17 protein-coding genes are annotated in these 16253 nt (G+C 45.9%); 6 read left to right on the forward strand and 11 right to left on the reverse strand.

What is annotated here, in order from left to right; all coding sequences use genetic code 11:
* Window positions 1-237: 237 nt before the first annotated feature.
* Together rd and AN618_RS08165 are read left to right on the forward strand one after the other, a co-directional pair.
* Window positions 238-396 (forward strand): rubredoxin, encoded by a 159-nt coding sequence (gene rd, locus AN618_RS08160; RefSeq protein ID WP_066353803.1) that lies wholly within the window; start codon window positions 238-240, stop codon window positions 394-396.
* Complete coding sequence (locus AN618_RS08165; protein WP_066353804.1) at window positions 393-692, forward strand: ferritin family protein; 300 nt, start codon at window positions 393-395, stop codon at window positions 690-692. Before rd ends, AN618_RS08165 begins: the two co-directional genes overlap by 4 nt.
* Before the next feature lie 25 nt (window positions 693-717).
* Here AN618_RS08165 and AN618_RS08170 read toward each other — a convergent pair whose 3' ends face one another.
* Entirely contained in the window at window positions 718-1866 is a 1149-nt protein-coding gene (locus AN618_RS08170; protein ID WP_066353805.1) for an iron-containing alcohol dehydrogenase, read from the reverse strand.
* Window positions 1867-2121: 255 nt separating this feature from the next.
* Between AN618_RS08170 and AN618_RS08175 the strand changes: the two genes are divergently transcribed.
* Window positions 2122-3216, forward strand: a complete 1095-nt coding sequence (locus tag AN618_RS08175) for a D-alanine--D-alanine ligase family protein (protein WP_066353807.1) — start codon at window positions 2122-2124, stop codon at window positions 3214-3216.
* A 366-nt stretch (window positions 3217-3582) separates the two neighbouring features.
* On the opposite strand, the gene AN618_RS08180 is transcribed toward AN618_RS08175, so the two are convergent.
* From AN618_RS08180 to AN618_RS08205, 6 genes are all read right to left on the reverse strand, one after another.
* The gene (locus tag AN618_RS08180; protein ID WP_066353808.1) at window positions 3583-3771 is read right to left on the reverse strand and encodes a ferredoxin; all 189 of its coding nucleotides are present in this window, start codon (window positions 3769-3771) and stop codon (window positions 3583-3585) included.
* A 71-nt stretch (window positions 3772-3842) separates the two neighbouring features.
* Window positions 3843-5276, reverse strand: a complete 1434-nt coding sequence (locus tag AN618_RS08185) for a carbon starvation CstA family protein (protein ID WP_066353857.1) — start codon at window positions 5274-5276, stop codon at window positions 3843-3845.
* 144 nt (window positions 5277-5420) lie between these two features.
* Window positions 5421-6185: a LytR/AlgR family response regulator transcription factor gene (locus AN618_RS08190; protein WP_066353809.1), complete on the reverse strand. Its 765-nt coding sequence runs from the start codon at window positions 6183-6185 to the stop codon at window positions 5421-5423.
* Complete coding sequence (locus AN618_RS08195) at window positions 6157-7887, reverse strand: sensor histidine kinase (protein ID WP_066353811.1); 1731 nt, start codon at window positions 7885-7887, stop codon at window positions 6157-6159. Before AN618_RS08195 ends, AN618_RS08190 begins: the two co-directional genes overlap by 29 nt.
* A gap of 75 nt (window positions 7888-7962) precedes the next feature.
* Entirely contained in the window at window positions 7963-8466 is a 504-nt protein-coding gene (locus AN618_RS08200) for a DUF8052 family protein (RefSeq protein ID WP_066353812.1), read from the reverse strand.
* Window positions 8467-8529: 63 nt separating this feature from the next.
* On the reverse strand, window positions 8530-10149 hold the full coding sequence (locus AN618_RS08205) for a carbon starvation CstA family protein (protein ID WP_066353813.1): 1620 nt from the start codon (window positions 10147-10149) through the stop codon (window positions 8530-8532).
* A 299-nt stretch (window positions 10150-10448) separates the two neighbouring features.
* Between AN618_RS08205 and AN618_RS08210 the strand changes: the two genes are divergently transcribed.
* The 3 genes from AN618_RS08210 to AN618_RS08220 are packed head-to-tail and all read left to right on the forward strand — an operon-like array spanning window position 10449 to window position 11676.
* Window positions 10449-10886: a nucleoside recognition domain-containing protein gene (locus AN618_RS08210; RefSeq protein WP_083515135.1), complete on the forward strand. Its 438-nt coding sequence runs from the start codon at window positions 10449-10451 to the stop codon at window positions 10884-10886.
* 5 nt (window positions 10887-10891) lie between these two features.
* Window positions 10892-11353, forward strand: a complete 462-nt coding sequence (locus AN618_RS08215) for a nucleoside recognition domain-containing protein (protein WP_245628458.1) — start codon at window positions 10892-10894, stop codon at window positions 11351-11353.
* Window positions 11350-11676, forward strand: a complete 327-nt coding sequence (locus tag AN618_RS08220) for a MazG-like family protein (protein WP_066353815.1) — start codon at window positions 11350-11352, stop codon at window positions 11674-11676. The genes AN618_RS08215 and AN618_RS08220 overlap by 4 nt, the downstream gene beginning before the upstream one ends.
* A 3-nt stretch (window positions 11677-11679) precedes the next feature.
* Here the strand turns inward: AN618_RS08220 and rho are convergent, their stop codons facing one another.
* The 4 genes from rho to AN618_RS08240 all read right to left on the reverse strand — a co-directional run bounded on the left by rho (window position 11680) and on the right by AN618_RS08240 (window position 16206).
* Window positions 11680-12945 carry a transcription termination factor Rho gene (gene rho / locus AN618_RS08225; RefSeq protein ID WP_066353816.1) on the reverse strand — a complete coding sequence of 422 codons (1266 nt, stop codon included), beginning with the start codon at window positions 12943-12945 and terminating at the stop codon, window positions 11680-11682.
* A 75-nt stretch (window positions 12946-13020) separates the two neighbouring features.
* Complete coding sequence (locus AN618_RS08230) at window positions 13021-13983, reverse strand: two-component system sensor histidine kinase NtrB (protein WP_066353818.1); 963 nt, start codon at window positions 13981-13983, stop codon at window positions 13021-13023.
* 25 nt (window positions 13984-14008) lie between these two features.
* Window positions 14009-14377, reverse strand: coding sequence for a response regulator (locus tag AN618_RS08235; protein WP_066353819.1), 369 nt, complete (start codon window positions 14375-14377; stop codon window positions 14009-14011).
* 32 nt (window positions 14378-14409) lie between these two features.
* Window positions 14410-16206 carry an S-layer homology domain-containing protein gene (locus AN618_RS08240; RefSeq protein WP_187694909.1) on the reverse strand — a complete coding sequence of 599 codons (1797 nt, stop codon included), beginning with the start codon at window positions 16204-16206 and terminating at the stop codon, window positions 14410-14412.
* Window positions 16207-16253 lie beyond the last annotated feature (47 nt).

The raw sequence follows: 16253 nt of genomic DNA on the forward strand, positions 1-16253 counted from the left end.
CTTCTCCAGTTTGCCTTTGTTTGGGGATAGGAGTTTTACCTTGAGGGTTACTGTCTGCATTTAGCATCTCCTCCGGTTCGCTTAAATTTTAGCATAAGCGGAGAAAGATAGCACGCCGCCATCATCCTTTATCATTATTTTATCACGAAAGGCGGTGATGATTTCGAAGATTTTTCAATCGACGAGATGGACCACTGAGGCTGGTTTTCCGAAGCTCTAGCCGAAGGAGGAGAGTTTATGAAAAAATGGGTTTGTACGGTATGTGGATACGTATACGACCCCGATAAGGGCGATCCCGACAATGGCATAGAACCCGGTACCTCTTTTGATGATCTGCCCGATGATTGGACATGCCCCGTCTGCGGTGCAGGAAAAGACATGTTCGAAGAGGAATGAAACCTCTGGCAAAAAGGCTTTTATTTTTCCAACTTGAGGAGTCTGAAAGAAAAATGCCGTTGGACCACATCGAGGGATATAAGCTAGCCATCGAAATGGAAAAAAGAGGATACGAGATGTACAAAAAATTTTACAGCGAAGCCGAATCCGAGGGTGAAAAGAAGTTTTTCGAAGCCCTCATGAAAGAAGAACTGGAGCATCTGAATTCGTTAGACAACGTGTACCGATTCCTTACCGGCACCGAGATTTGGTATTCCGAAGAGGAAAGCAAGGTGTGGAACTGGATGAATACTTAAAAGGAGGCCTTAAAAGCCTCCTTTTTTACATCGATTCCGTGTAGATCTTCACTATGTCGTCAAAAGCCGGATTTCCGGGGGTCGCCGAGAGGTTATGCACCATGTAATTTTTGACGTTTAGGGCTAGCTTTTGTATATCCTCCCTCTTCACCCCGAAGCTCGAAATGCTATCGGGCAGACCAAGGTCTTTTATCATCCCGACGATGGCATCTATCGCCTTTTCCGCCGCTTGCTCCTTTGAAAGGTTAGCCGTATCGATTTTCATGACTTCGGCCACCTTTGAAAGCTTTTGGCAGGCATGGGGCTTTACGAAGTTCAAAAAAGCTTTCGCAAGGGGTGCCAAACCTTCACCGTGGTGGACGTCAAAAAAGCTGCTCAAAGGATGTTCCATGGCATGGAGCGCGCAAACTCCCGCCTGACCCAAGGATATGCCGGCCATGGTGCTTGCAATGGCCATTTTATCGCGGCTTTCCCTATCGGGTTCATAAACCGCCTTTTTTATATTCTCGCTGATCAGCTCCATGGCTTTCAAAGATATGCTCTCCGTCAGAGGATTGCTTCTCAAACTTATATAGGACTCCAGTGCGTGGAAAAACGCATCTATTCCAGTCGACGCAGTGATTTTAGGGGGTAGGGAATCCATGAGCTCCGGGTCCACAATGGAAACCTTCGCAAAAATCGACGGATTCCTGAAGCCCTTTTTTGCCATCGTAGAAGGATTTGTCATGACGGCTATGTTGTTGGCTTCGCTCCCCGTGCCAGCAGTGGTGGGTATGAGGATTATGGGCAGAGCCTTTTCGCCGGATTTGCTTTCCATGTAATCCGCGATGGGCCCATCGTTGAGTACAGCAAAAGCTACTCCTTTTGCGGTATCCATTGCGGTTCCACCGCCAAGGCCTATTACCAGGTCCACCTCGTTTTCCCTCGCAAAAGCTCCTCCTTCATCGATGTCAGTGGTAAGGGGATTGTACTTAACCCTATCGAATAAGACCCACCCTATGCCATGCTCCTCAAGGCTTTTTGTAAGCCTCTCGAGGCTGCCAGTCTTTTTGGCGCTGGACTTGCCCGTAACTATTAGGGCTTTTTTGCCCAATTCTTTTGCATGAAGTCCCACTTCTTTTATTTTCCCTCTGCCGAACAATATCCTGGTAGGCAAATAAAAACTAAAATCCATATCCCCTACTCTCCTTCAGCTAAAACTTACAGTTAAACCCAACCCTTATAAAAAATTTCTCTAAAAAATTATACCATAAATTCCCTCTAATTGATTTTGAATATTTTATCGAAAAAATAAGTTTTATGACCTATATATTAGCTTCACAATTTGTTATAATTTTTTTTGATCCTTTTAATTTTACCATGGCACATGAATAAAATATTACTAAAGCGTTTATCTTGGCATACTGCAAGCGCAAAAGGGAGTGTTTTTATGGAAAAATTGAAGGTGGGCGTGGTTTTCGGCGGGCAATCGGGCGAGCACGAAGTATCGCTTATGTCGGCATATTCAATAATAAACGTCATGGACAAAACGAAATACGAAATTATCCCTATCGGAATAACCAAGGACGGCCGCTGGCACGTGTATTTCGGAGACATCTCGAAAATTAGGGATGGAAGTTGGATAGACGAAGCAATACCGATTTTTCTGCCCCCAGACGCGGGATCCAAGTGCGCAATCGCCCTCAATAACGGTGTCGAAACCAGGTATTATATCGATGTCATATTTCCAGTACTTCACGGCCCCCGCGGTGAGGATGGAACCGTCCAGGGCCTTTTCGAGCTTATGAACATCCCTTATGTGAGCTGCGGTGTCGGTTCTTCAGCCGTATGCATGGATAAGGTTTTCACAAAAAAGCTTTTAAAACAGGAAGGCCTGCCGGTGGTGGACTTCAAGGTCTTTTACAAAAAGGACCTGCCCGATGGACTTTCGGACATGGTAATGGAAGTTGAACAATCCTTCGGATACCCGTGCTTTGTAAAACCCGCAAATTTAGGCTCCAGCGTGGGAGTAAGCAAAGCCCATGACCGTGAAGAACTAAAAAAGGCAATAATGCTTGCCGCAGAATTCGACAGGAAGCTGCTCGTCGAAAGATTTATCCCCGCAAGGGAAATCGAATGCTCGGTCCTGGGAAACGATGACCCTGCGGCGTCCCTGCCTGGTGAAATCATACCCAGCGAGGAGTTCTACAGTTACACCGCCAAATACTTTGACGGCGGAAAGTCGAAGCTTTTAATCCCCGCACCGCTTTCCGCCGAAGAAACGGAAAGAATTCGAGACCTCGCGGTAAAGGCCTTTAAGGCTCTGGACTGTTCGGGTATGGCGAGGGTGGACTTTTTGCTGAGCAAGGTAACAGGGGTAGCTTATATTAACGAAGTAAATACAATTCCTGGATTCACAAACATAAGCATGTACCCAAAGATGTGGGAAGCTTCGGGGCTTTCTTATGGCGAGCTCATAGACCGTCTGATAGAACTGGCTATAGAAAGGCATCGGAAAAAGCAGGAACTAAAGCTTACGTTATGATTTTTATGTTTCACATGTATCTATAAAAAAAAGCTTTCCCGTCGAAAACAAAAAATTGCCCGGGAAATATAGAAAATTTTATCGAATCCAACAAAAAGGTCCCTAATGCCACCGTTCACCAAGTTTTTCTAAACTTCTGATAAAGTTCGGGGAAGCTAGTTAGTACCCAGAAATTACTTATAGGTGCTTCAGAGGCAGAATATACCTACTTATGAAAAATCTTGTTGCATTTCTTGAACCTGACTTTCATTAAAGCTCTCAAAATAACGGATGTACAGCAAAAAACCAGGCCTTTACGGCCCGGTTTCGTTTTATTAAGCCAAATTATCAATAAATATTATGCTTTCAAAATTCTAATTTCTATTTTTACTCCTCTTTTATGGCTTCGCTGGGGCAATTTTCCAGAGCTTCTCTTGCTTCGTTTTCAACATCGGCCGGAACTTCCGAATCGATAGCCTGAGCTTTTCCATCGTCGTTCCAGCTGAACACATCGGGGCAGGTGTCGATGCAAAGCCCGCAGCTTATGCAGAGGTCCTGATCAACGTAAACTTTCAAGGAAAATACCTCCTCCATTAGATTTCTCTGTATATTTTACCACATCGACCTGGTGTTATGCAAAGGTTTTTTTAAATTTTTTGTCCCTGAAGTTGTTGCCCCGCCGCTTCCTGCCTCGTCTTTAAAAGGAAATATCCTAAAGCACCAATCGCCGCAGCGATTCCCACGGGGTAGGAAATTGCAGTAGGAAGTCTCAAACCCTCGGGCGCCTGGAGTATATAGGTTACGCTAACCGCTGTCATAAAAGCAGCGGGCAAAGTGGCTATCCAGTGGAAGCGGCCTTCTTTCACAAGATAAACCGCCCCAACCCACAGCATTATCATGGCAAGGGTCTGATTGGACCAGGCAAAGTACCTCCATACTATCTGGAAGTCTATCTGCGAAAGGACGGCTCCCACCGCAAACAGCGGAACGGCTATCTTGTATCTATTAAGGGCGCTCTTTTGACTCAAGTTTATCATTTCGGCTATTGTGAGCCTTGCTGCCCTGAAAGCCGTGTCTCCAGAAGTTATGGGAAGCACCACCACCCCAAGGATGGCAAGGACTCCGCCGAAAGTCCCCATCATGGCAAAGGCCGTTTCTTTCACGACCGCCGAAGGCCCGGCTGGAGTCGCCAGCACCTCCCCTAGCTTTGCAGTGCCGCCGTAAAAGCTCATGGCCGCCGCGGCCCAGATGAGCGCTATTATGGATTCGCATATCATCATTCCGTAAAAAATAAGCCTTCCTTCTCTTTCATTTTTAACGCATCTTGCCACTATCGGCGATTGAGTGCAATGGAATCCGCTTATGGCACCGCAAGCTATGGTTATAAATAGCAGCGGCCAAATCGGCGCTCCCTTAGGATGAAGATTTTGCAGCGTAAGTTCGGGAATCTCATAACCCTGAAATATCAGGGAACCGCCAATGCCCAATGCCATTATTATGAGTATGGCACCGAAAATCGGATATATCCTGCCTATTATCTTATCTACGGGCAATACCGTCGCCAGGAAGTAGTATGCAAAAATTATCCATACCCATACGTTTTTTGTTAAAACTTCAGGGGTTAGAATTGCCAGCAATCCGGCGGGTCCGTTTACGAAAACCACGCCCACCAGTACCAGCAGCACCACAGCGAATATGTTGACGATAAGCTTAGCCTTACCTCCCAGATATTTCCCCACGAGTTCAGGTACGTTAGCTCCGTCGTTCCTGAGCGAGAGCATACCGGAAAGATAATCGTGCACCGCACCGGCAAATATACCGCCGAATACGATCCAGAGGAAAGCTACTGGTCCCCATAGAGCTCCAGAAATTGCACCGTAGATGGGGCCCAAACCTGCAATGTTCAAAAGCTGAATTAGGCTGTTGCGGTATTTGTCCATCGGCACGTAATCCACACCGTCAGCTTTGGTATAGCACGGCGTCTTTCTCTTCTCATCAGCTCCGAATATTTTTTCCACGATAGCACCGTAAACGACATAGCCCAGAATCAGAATAACAATGGATGCAAAAAAAGTTACCAACTTTGCCCCCTCCTTCATATTTTGACAGAATATCAGTCCTTTTTCAATTTTAGAGTAAAATTTCGACTTATGGGGGATTTTTCGGCCAAAAAGCAAAAATTAATCCCCCTCCGGTTGTTCCGAGGGGGTAAAAGGTGCTTTCGACTAAATATCGAACAATTTCCGCAGTTCCTTAGCCTGACGGCGGCTTACGGGAACCTCATCCTTTTCATACCCCTGAATTGAAAGGATGAATGTTCCGTTGAACCAAGGTATTATCTCCTTGACCTTATCTAGATTCACAAGATAGCTCTTGTGAACCCTGAAAAAATTAGGGCTGTTTATTTTCTCTTCCAATTCTGTAAGAGTATAGGTCGTGTTAAATTCCCCGAGTTTCGTTTTTACCACGCTTCCCTTTTCATCGGCAACGCAGTAGCAAATATCTTCCGGACATACAAGGTAGATCCTATCTTTTTTCCAAAAGGAAAGCTTATTGCACGAAGGCCTTTCGTTTGCTTTTATATACTCGGCTATTTTTAGTACTTCCTCTTTTTTCTTTTCATTCTTGAATAGGGTTAAAACCCTTTCAACGGCCTTTTCCAGCCTCTCCTGCGAGAATGGCTTGAGGATGTAATCGACCGCGTTAATCTCAAAAGCCTTCACGGCATATTCGTCATAGGCGGTTGCGAAAATAATCAAGGGCGACCTGCCTTCTTCAAAAATCCGCCGGGCAACCTCAAATCCGTCCATATCCCAGAGCTTAATATCGAGGAAAACCACATCGGGGTTAAGTTCAACGGCTTTATCGACGGCCTCCTGTCCGGACGATGCTTCCCCGATCACCCTTATTTCGGGATATGCTTCGAGGAGATAGCGAAGCTCGTCCCGCGCGGGGTTTTCGTCATCTACCAGCAGTGCTGTAAGCTCCATCGACCTCACCCCACTTACTTACGGCCGTCGGTATAAAAAATCTAACAGCAGTTCCTAGCATAGGTTTTGATGTTATCTTCAACCGGCTTTGCGGGCCGTAAAGGTTTTCCAGCCGCCGGTTTACGTTAAAGAGTCCTATTCTGTCTGTGGGCCCTTCTTTATACAGGATTTCCTCTATCGTTGCCTCATCGAAGCCCACTCCATCGTCGGCTACAGTGAGCTCTACACCGCCATCCACCCTTTTGGCCCGGATAATCACAGTACCGCCTTCCCTTTTAGGGAAAATCCCATGTTTTACCGCGTTTTCTACCAGAGGTTGAAGTATAAGCGGTGGCACCATGACGCCGCCAATCGACTCTAAATCAAAAACCACTTTGAGCCTGTCGCCGAACCTTGCCTGCTCAATGGCAAGGTATGCCTTTACGTGCTCTATTTCCTGTTCGAGGGGCACCGTTTCTCTTCCCGTGCTCAAGTTTTTTCTAAAAAACTCACCCAGGTGCACGAGCAGAGTCCTTGCCTTCTCCGGGTCCCTGCGGCAAATGGAAATTATGGTGTTCAGAGCATTAAAAAGGAAATGGGGATTTATCTGGGATTGCAACGCCCTGAGTTCGGCCTTTGCCAAGAGCCTCGCCTGATGTTCCATCCTGGAAAGTTCAAGCTGCGTGGAAAAAAGCTGTGCAAGCCCCTGGGCCAGCCTGATGTCCACACTAGTTATACTGTTTCCTCTGGTTCTGTAAAGCTTAAGACACCCTATCACCCGGTCCTTTTCCATAAGCGGCACTATTACCGCCGACTTCAGGTCGCATTTCTCATGATAACACTCAATATCTTCTTTACAAGATGCCACCTGAAATTCTCCGGTGGCTAGCACTTTCCTCGTAGCCTGGGTCTGGATACTAAGTCCTGCTTTATGATGGTCTTCTCCGGCACCAATGTGAGCCAGAATCTTCTTGTCATCGGTGATGGCGACAGCATCGTAATTTGCCTTTTCGTAAATGATCTTCGCCGTTTTATACGCCGAAAATTCGCTCAAACCCTGTCTCAAATAGGGAAGAGTTTCCGACGCTATATCCAAAGCCAGCTGGGCCTGGTAAGCTCCCGCTTTTTCCTGCTCCCTGAAGATATTTTCTACCAGCGCTATGAATATAGCGATGCCAATGGCGTTGACCGTGGTCATTGGAAACCATATAACCCTTACGAGTTCCAGTGCCGCCCAAAAGGGCTTTGCCACTAAAAGTATTATGACCATTTGCAGAAGTTCAAGAGCCATACCGACGGCCAAAGCAACCTTCCAGTTAATCCTGCCTTTGTTCAGCCTTACGTGCAATATTCCCGCTATGGTCCCTTCGGTGAAAGTGGAAAGGCCGCAGGCAAAAGCCGTAAAACCGCCTATATCTATTGCCCAGCGGTGAAATCCGGCTATGAAGCCCGACAAAAAACCTACGAAAGGACCACCTAAAAGCCCCCCTATTATTACTCCCACAGCTCTGGAGTTTGCAAGAGCACCGTATACAGGGATGCCCATATAAGTTCCCAGGATGCCAAAAGCCCCGAATATTGCCGACAAGAGGATCTTATCAAGCACCGATACTTCTTGCTTCAATATAAGGTTTTTGAAAGCCTTGTTTCTCGAAAGAAGGTAGGCTATAACAATAAAAAGCCCCAACCTGTTGGCAAGTCCAATAAGAATCGAATATATCACGGTTTTCAGCTCCCCGACATTTTCTACGTAGTATATTGTTTCCTAATTTTAATAATACCATTAATGCCCCCTTTTTTAAAGTTGGAGCTTTAGCAGCTTTTCCAAATTCCTACCTCTTTTGCTCAAAATTACATTGCCATTTTTTAAATCCACCGCAGCAAGATTGATGCGACACCATCCTCTCAACGAAAATAAATAGCTTTTTTCATAAGAATAAAAGCGGACATATTTTTCGAGTTCGTCCGATATGCCGTCTTTGATAACAAAAACGCCGTTTATTATGCTGCACATGTGTCCGTCTTTGGGTTGAACAAAAATCCTCATAATTTCTTGTTTCAAAAATGAGTCGAATAAAGTTATGTCCTCTCCAGTCAACCTTTCAAAAACCTTCACCACAAAATATTCGTTGGTCTCGTAGGAATCTATCACATCACCAGGGGTCAAAAACGTTCTCACATGCTTTATATGGCACCTGGCAAATAGATCCACAATATTTCCGGAAATTACTTTTTTCCTTTCTATATCAAAATGAGATCTCAACCTGTCGCAGAGCATTTCCAGGTACCTTTGCGCATCCATCAAACCGCTCTCCTTTTTCAAAAGCCGAAGGAGGTGGAGTAAATCCACCCCTTCGGTTTTCAGTTAATCCATTTTTGCAGAAGTGGTTTTTTCAGTCTTACCCGCCGCTTTCAAGGTATTGTAGGTCACAAGCATAAGGATTATAGCCAGCACGAACAGCGCAATCGATAGCAATACGAGGATGTAGTTTCCGGCCCTGTAAAAGTTCTTCATCAAAAGCAAAGTGGCAGAAAGCGTCACGGCAAACATCCAAAGCATGGGGAGAAAGGTCATAAGCGGATTTTTGCCCGTTCTTACGAACCAGGCAGTAAGCGCAAGCAGCGCCAGTGCGGAAAGGAGCTGGTTGGCAGATCCGAAAATCGGCCAAATTTTCTGATATCCGTAGGCCAAAAGAATGTACGCGCCGAAAATTGTGATGAGAGTCGCAACGTACTTGTCGGATAGCGGATTTTTTTCGGTTCCCTTCGTCTCAAAGTATTCCTGAAATATATATCTCCCCAACCTTGTGGCCGTATCGAGACTGGTAAGGGCAAACGCAGTAAAGGCCAATGTCACGAATACTTTGCCGAAATCTTCAGGAATACCGAAAGAAGTCATGAATTTTGCAATGCCTTTGGCAAAAATTTCAGCAGGGCTTCCTTCAGCTTTTGTGACGTAAGCCACCGAAATTAAAGCAACTATAGCCAGAAACCCTTCTATGAGCATGGCGCCGTAACCTACAAAACGTGCATCGCTCTCAGATGAAAGTTGTTTGGCGGTCGTGCCGGAACCTACGAGCGAGTGAAATCCGGAACAGGCACCGCACGCAACGGTGACAAATACCATCGGGAAAAGGTATTGGACACCGGAGCCGGTCGTCAAGGAAAAACCTTTATACGCTTCAAGCTGCAAAACTGGGTGCATCAGGATAATCCCTAGCGTACCTCCTATAAGCATGGCATATAAAAGGAAGGAATTCAGGTAATCCCGAGGTTGCAGCAAAAGCCAAACGGGAAGTACCGACGCAAAGAAGATGTATACGAGCAATATGTACTGCCACGTGGTTTTGTCGAATTTCATAAACGGATATTTATATCCTAACCACACGGACAAAAATATAAGTGCTACACCTACTACGGTAGAAACAGCAAGGCTTGCATTCCTCCGATAAACAAATTCCCCAAAGAGTATCGCTATAAATATGAAAAGCACAGAAGCGGTCCCGGCTGCCGGCGTTGCAGCGAAAGCCTCAGCCGTGATGCTGGTAAATGCGGCCACAACCAGGACAAGGGTAAGCCATGCAAATATATTGAAGAGCTTTTTCCCGCTCGTTCCGATATTGGCTTCAATTATTTCACCGATGGATTTGCCCCTATGCCTTATCGATGCCAGCAGCGAACCAAAATCGTGGACCCCTCCTACAAATATAGTGCCGAGCACAATCCACAGATATACCGGAAGCCATCCGAATATCGCAGCCTGTATGGGCCCCGCTATCGGCCCTGCCCCTGCAATGGAAGCAAAGTGATGTCCCAAAAGGACGTATCGGTTTGTAGGCACGTAATCCACTCCATCGTACATCTCGTGGGCTGGTGTCTTTCTCGAAGGGTCTATTCCCCACTTTTTGGCCAGGTATGCCCCGTAGCTGGCGTAAGCAAGGAGGAATAAAATAGCCCCAACAACTAGCAGTACAAGGGAATTCATAAGTCCGCCTCCTTATGCAATTGGTATTAATTTTTAAATCTGCGGTTTTGCATTACTTAAATCCCTCACCCCCTCACACCAAATCAATTTCTTTTTTTAAATATTATTATAGTTGAAATTATCTTTTTAATGTCATAATTTCCCTTATTCGGCCAAAATTTAACCCTATTCGGTCGTATTTGGGGGTATACGGTATAGTAGTTGACTTCGTGATTTCTTTATATAATCAACTCAATTCTATGTTATAATTTTTCTGTGAAAATTTTTCTATGAAATTAAATTAAGCGGAGGGAAAAACCTTGGCTTTACAAACTGGCCCCATCACTTTAGATACTCTAAAGCGCGGGCTGAAATCGGGCATCGACGTTACCTGGCAGCTGGCAAAGGTGATGATTCCCATTTATTTCATCGTCACTTTATTGAAGCATACTCCCATCCTCGGTGCAATAGCCCAAGTCTTCGCACCGCTCATGGGGTTTTTTGGTCTACCGGGAGAAGCCGCTCTGGTGCTGGTCCTCGGCAATCTGGTCAACTTATACGCAGCGATAGGCGCAATAGTATCCCTTTCCCTTTCCCTAAAAGAAATAGCTATTCTGGCGATAATGCTTTCATTCTGTCACAGCCTGCCGGTTGAAACCGCATTGGCAAAAAAAATAGGCCTCTCGGCCATAAGCGTAATAGCTGTAAGGATGGCACTTGCCGTCCTATCCGGACTGGCATTCAACATTTTACTTTAAAAGGGGTGTTCGCCTTGCTTGAAGCTTTAAAAGAGGCTGCAGTTGGTTCAATACAATCCATAAAGCAGATTGCCATCATCGTAATACCGATAATGCTCGTCATGGAAATTCTAAAGGACATGGGACTCCTAGACCGCATCGCCGACTGGTTCTCGCCGGTAGTCCGGATATTCGGCATGAGGAAAGAGTCGGCGTTTCCGCTGGTGATAGGAATAATTATAGGGCTTTCTTACGGGGCGGGGATAATATTCAAAGCCGCCAAGGAAAACAAGTTGTCCAAAAAGGACCTTTACCTTATAACTTACTTTCTGGTGGCGGCTCACGCGGTCTTCGAAGATACGGCGATTTTCGCCGCCCTCGGCGTAAGCGCCGTATTGCTTCTCGCGACGCGCCTTGCCGTCGCGGCAATGTTTACTTTTCTTGCATCAAAGGTCATAAAAGAAACTGAAAAAGAGGTGAACTTATGAACCCACAAAACAAGAACAATTTTAAGGTAATAAGCCTGCCGAAACTCAACGGACTTACGCCTACCCTGGAATCTACAGCGCTGAAGCTCATGGAAGAAGCCGGCGAACTTGCCCAGGCCATCGGTAAATTCCGGGCAAAAAGCGGAGAAAACATAAAGATGGACGAAAAAGAAGTTGTGGACAGAATGGCAAGGGAGCTTTTAGATGTGGCGCAGGTAGCGGTGTCCATGATGTTTGTTTTGGAGGAAAATTACAACATAGACCTGGAGGAAAAGTTAAAGCAGCATATAGAAAAGCTCAAGGCTAAAGGGTATTTGAAATGACTTTTAAGTGAGGTGCAGTTCGTTAATCATGGAAGCCAGGTTTTCTAAAAATTCCCTGTTGCTGCGGGTTTTCTTCAACCTGTTTATGAGGGTGCTGGCTGCTTCAACAGTATCCATTGGAGCTAGGGCCTTCCTCAACACCCAAACGGCTTCCAGCTCTTCTTTCGAAAGCAGCAATTCCTCCCGGCGGGTGCCCGACTTTTTTATATCTATGGCTGGGTAAATTCTGCGCTCAGCTAATTTTCTGTCCAGGTGAATTTCCATGTTGCCGGTGCCCTTGAATTCCTCGTAAATGACGTCGTCCATACGGCTTCCCGTTTCCACCAGGGCGGTGGCGATTATGGTCAAGCTTCCGCCCTCTTCTATATTGCGCGCAGCTCCAAAAAACCGCTTGGGCTTATGTAGGGCGCTGGGGTCTAACCCACCGGACAGCGTCCTCCCCGTCGGCGGCACCACCAGATTGTTGGCTCTGGCAAGGCGTGTTATGCTGTCGAGCAAAATTACCACGTCTTTCCTGCTTTCCACAAGTCTCTGCGCGCGCTCGAGCACCATGTCGGCAACCCGCAGGTGATTTTCCGGCGGTTCGTCGAAAGTCGAACTCACTACATCACCGTTTACTGAACGCCTCATATCGGTTACTTCTTCGGGCCTTTCGTCTATCAACAGCACTATAAGTTCCAAGTCCGGGTGATTTTTCGAAAGAGCGTTGGCAATATTTTTCAGCATCATGGTTTTACCCGCTTTGGGTGGGGAAACTATAAGAGCCCTCTGTCCCTTTCCTATGGGAGAAATTATATCGATTATCCTGGTGGAAAGGTCTTCGGGGTCGTGCTCCAGTGTGAGCCTGGGTTGCGGAAAAATAGGAGTTAACGAATCGAAGTGAAACCTGCTTACGGCGTGTTCCGGATCAAGGCCGTTTACCTCGTGGACCTGCAGCAGGGCTCTGTATTTTTCGCCCTCTTTCGGAGGTCTAATTCTTCCCCTGACCAGGTCCCCCGTGCGCAGGTGGAATCGTCGGATTTGAGAAGGCGAGACATATATGTCTTCATCTGAGGGGAGATAATTTTCTATCCTCAAAAAACCGTATCCGTCCGGCATCACCTCGAGAACTCCTTCGGCTATGCTCTCTCCCGACTCGGCCGCCATAGCTTCTATTATTTTTACTATAAGCTCCTTCTTCCTGTACTTGTAGTATCCTGGAATCTTCTTTTCCCTGGCTATTTCGTGAAGCTGGGCGATAGTCTTCTTTTCCAGTTCCTGTGCTAGCAATCTCTCACCTCCTTTTGCCACTTTATAAATAAAAAAATATTTCTCCGTTTGAATTATACAGCGGAGAACACAAAATTATTCGGACAGGTTTACATTATACCAAAGATTTAGTCGGTCATCAACGGTCGTCTCCCTCATGGGAAACTCAACGATAAAGATAGTACCCTTTCCTTCATCCGAACTGAAATAAATTTTCCCCTCGTGGTTTTCCACAATCCTCTTGGAAATGAATAGACCCAGACCCGTCCCGTTCTTTTTAGTGGTGAAAAAAGGAGTGAAAATTTTATCCCTTACCTCGGGGCTTATTCCTCTCCCGCTATCTTTAACTTCAATCATGACTTTCTCTTCCTTTTTTGAAACTATAACATCGATACTTCCGCCTTCTTCTACAGCTTCCAGAGCATTCTGAAGCAAGTTTATAAAGACCTGCTCCAGCTGATCCTTATTGGCCCATAAAAATACCGACTCATCCTTCGCCTGCAGTCTGAATTGGATTTTTTTCTTTTCAAAGCTGTTTTTGTAAAGCTCTACAACTTCCCTTACAAGTTCACAAACCCACACCAATTCTTTAGAATCGTTCTGGGTTTTTGCCAGCATCAGAAAATCTTTAACCAGGCTTTCGAGCCTGTCCACTTCGGAAATCATTATCTTTACGTATTCCTTGCGCTTGTCGCTTTCCGAAAGCGTGTTGTCCAGTATCTGTAAAAAACCGCGAATGGAAAAAAGCGGATTTTTTATTTCATGAACAGCGCTGGCTGCTAGCTCACCTATGACCGATAGACTTTCAGAGGCACCTTTGTTATCTTCAGACTTGCCTTCATCTTCACAATATACAATGACCCCCGAAACACCTTGTTTATTTCGGACCACCGTCGTATTCACGTTAAAAGTTTGGCACCCTCTTTTCTCATCCTGCCACTTGTTTTCCAAAACTACAGTATGAGCACCTTCCTTTACAAAGACGGCAGGGTCTTCCGAGATCTTGTAACTTCGGTTCGTAAACAAGTCCTCGAAAACGTTTGAATCACCGAAGCTCATTCGTATTCTCCTCTCGATGCAAATCTCAAGATGTCAATGCTCTCCTTATCAGGTTTTCAAGGCTCGATATGTCAAAGGGCTTGACTAGATATGCGAAAGCCCCTCCCTCCAAAGCTTTTTTAACAGATTTTTTTTCGCCGTCGCCGGAAATCATAATTCCCCGCAAATTTAAATTTATTTCTCTTAGCTTTGATAGAAGGGTGAGGCCATCCATGCCGGGTATGGCCATATCTATAACCGCCAAATCCGGCTTCATTTCGGCGGCAAGTCGCAGTGCTTCAAAACCGGAGGATGCCCCAAAAACCTCGTATCCCTGAAATTGAAGGGCTTCAAGGAGCATCCTCCTTACCCATATCTGGTCATCCACCACGAGGATTCTGTTTTTTCGCTCCATATACTACCCCCTCAACTGCTGCACGGTCGATCCTAAAATGTCACAAGATCGATTACCACATCCGCATAGAAAATTCCCCGTTCGTACCTGCCCGCTGCAATAATCTCGTCCCCTTCTTCTATATAGTCGGCGATATTTTTTACACTTACCTCCCTATTGCCCTTCAAAAAGACGGTATCGCCACTATAATGAATCTCTGCGGTAGTCATTCTTCCTTGCTCGGTTTCGAATTCAACCACAATGACTTCGGCATCTTCATGCACGTATCTTGCAGTCCCCCGCACCACATTGAGAACCTGCCTCGCCGTCACTTCCATTTTCAATATTTCGTCACCTTCCGCCTCGACCTCTACGTAAAAGTTGGGTTTGACATCGAAAATCGTTATGGTCTTTCTATCCTGCGTGATTTTCGAATCCTGGGTTACCGTAAAGGTGTGCTCCGCTCCCTCATCGTCGGTAACAGTAATTTTCGAAACATCGGAAATCGAAATTTCCTTGACCACTCCGCTTACACTTCGCTTAGTGCTTTTAGCCTCTATTTTCGTAACTTTACGGTATTCGACATATAGGGTGACTTCGTCCTGGTTTTTTATGCTCTTTAATTCCGCACTCTTGCCGTCTCTTTTGACTTCCACGTCCTCTTTCACTTCGAAATCTTCAACACTGCCATCTTCAAGCTCCAGCGTTATTACAGGATTTTTTGCAAGAAAACTTACACTTTTTACAGACCCCTTTACCTTTTTTTCCGCACTTTCGGCCTCGATATTGAATACCTTTCCGCCGTAAAGCATTAAAGTCACCATATCTCCCGGTATAAGCTGCAAAATCGAAGACGCCTTTTCGTCCTTCGTCACCCTTACCGACGCATCCAGGGGGTAAGTTTCGCTATCTCCTGTTTCCTCGTTTTCCACAACTACATACCCGGTAAGTACGGACCTTAATATGCCTGCTATGGTTTTAAAAGTTGTCGACTGTGCATCATCCGAAAAGGCTTCTATGTACCGCGCGCTGTTGCCATCCGCTATTATCCTCAATTTTGTCCCCGGCACTAAATCCTTCAGCGTAATTTCGTTTAGCGTGCCCTGCTGGTCTTTTTCGTATATCCCGCACTCGCTTCCGACAAAATAGGTCTTGAGCGTACCATCCGCCAGCCTCACATCTATGTAATTTAAGAAATCCGTCTTTACGCTTTCAACTCTGCCGGTTACCATTCTGTCGGAGATATCTACATACTCGGCAATTTGGTTTAAAACCTTGGTAGACTGAGCGCGGGTTATATTTTCTTTCGGCCTGAAGCTTCCATCCTCAAAACCGGAGAGTATTTTCTTTTCCACAGCCAGCTGAACGTATTTTCTTGCGCCCAGCGGTATTTCATAAGTGTCTTTGAACGCAAGGTTTATGTTTTTTATCGACTGAGCCTCATTTTCAAGGCCCAAAGCCCTTACCGCAAAAACTGCCGCTTCGAACCTTTTTGTAGCATCTTCGGGTCTAAAATAGGCGTAATCATCACCCGATATTATCCCCTTTTCCAGCGCCACAGCCACATAACCCCGGGCCCACAGCGGAATCGAATGAGCATTCGGAAAATCGGAGGGAAGGGCCTTGTTTTTTGCTTCATCTTCCAACCCCATAAGCCTCACTATCATGGCGATAAACTCCACGCGCTTAACCGGGTCATCCGGCGCGAAAGCATCCGGACTTTTCCCGGTGATCACGCCCAAGAGGGCCATTTTTTCCACGTAAGGCCGTGCCCATTCGTATCTCTCATGGACCATGTCGGCAAAATTCAGCACAGATGCAAAGACTCGATTTATGTCAGAAAAACTCATTAAGGCCAAAAAAATCGAAAGGAAGACCGCGCAAAACTTTCGGGCCC

Origin of the sequence: Fervidicola ferrireducens (assembly GCF_001562425.1) — a bacterium.
Lineage (GTDB): Bacteria > Bacillota > Thermosediminibacteria > Thermosediminibacterales > Thermosediminibacteraceae > Fervidicola > Fervidicola ferrireducens.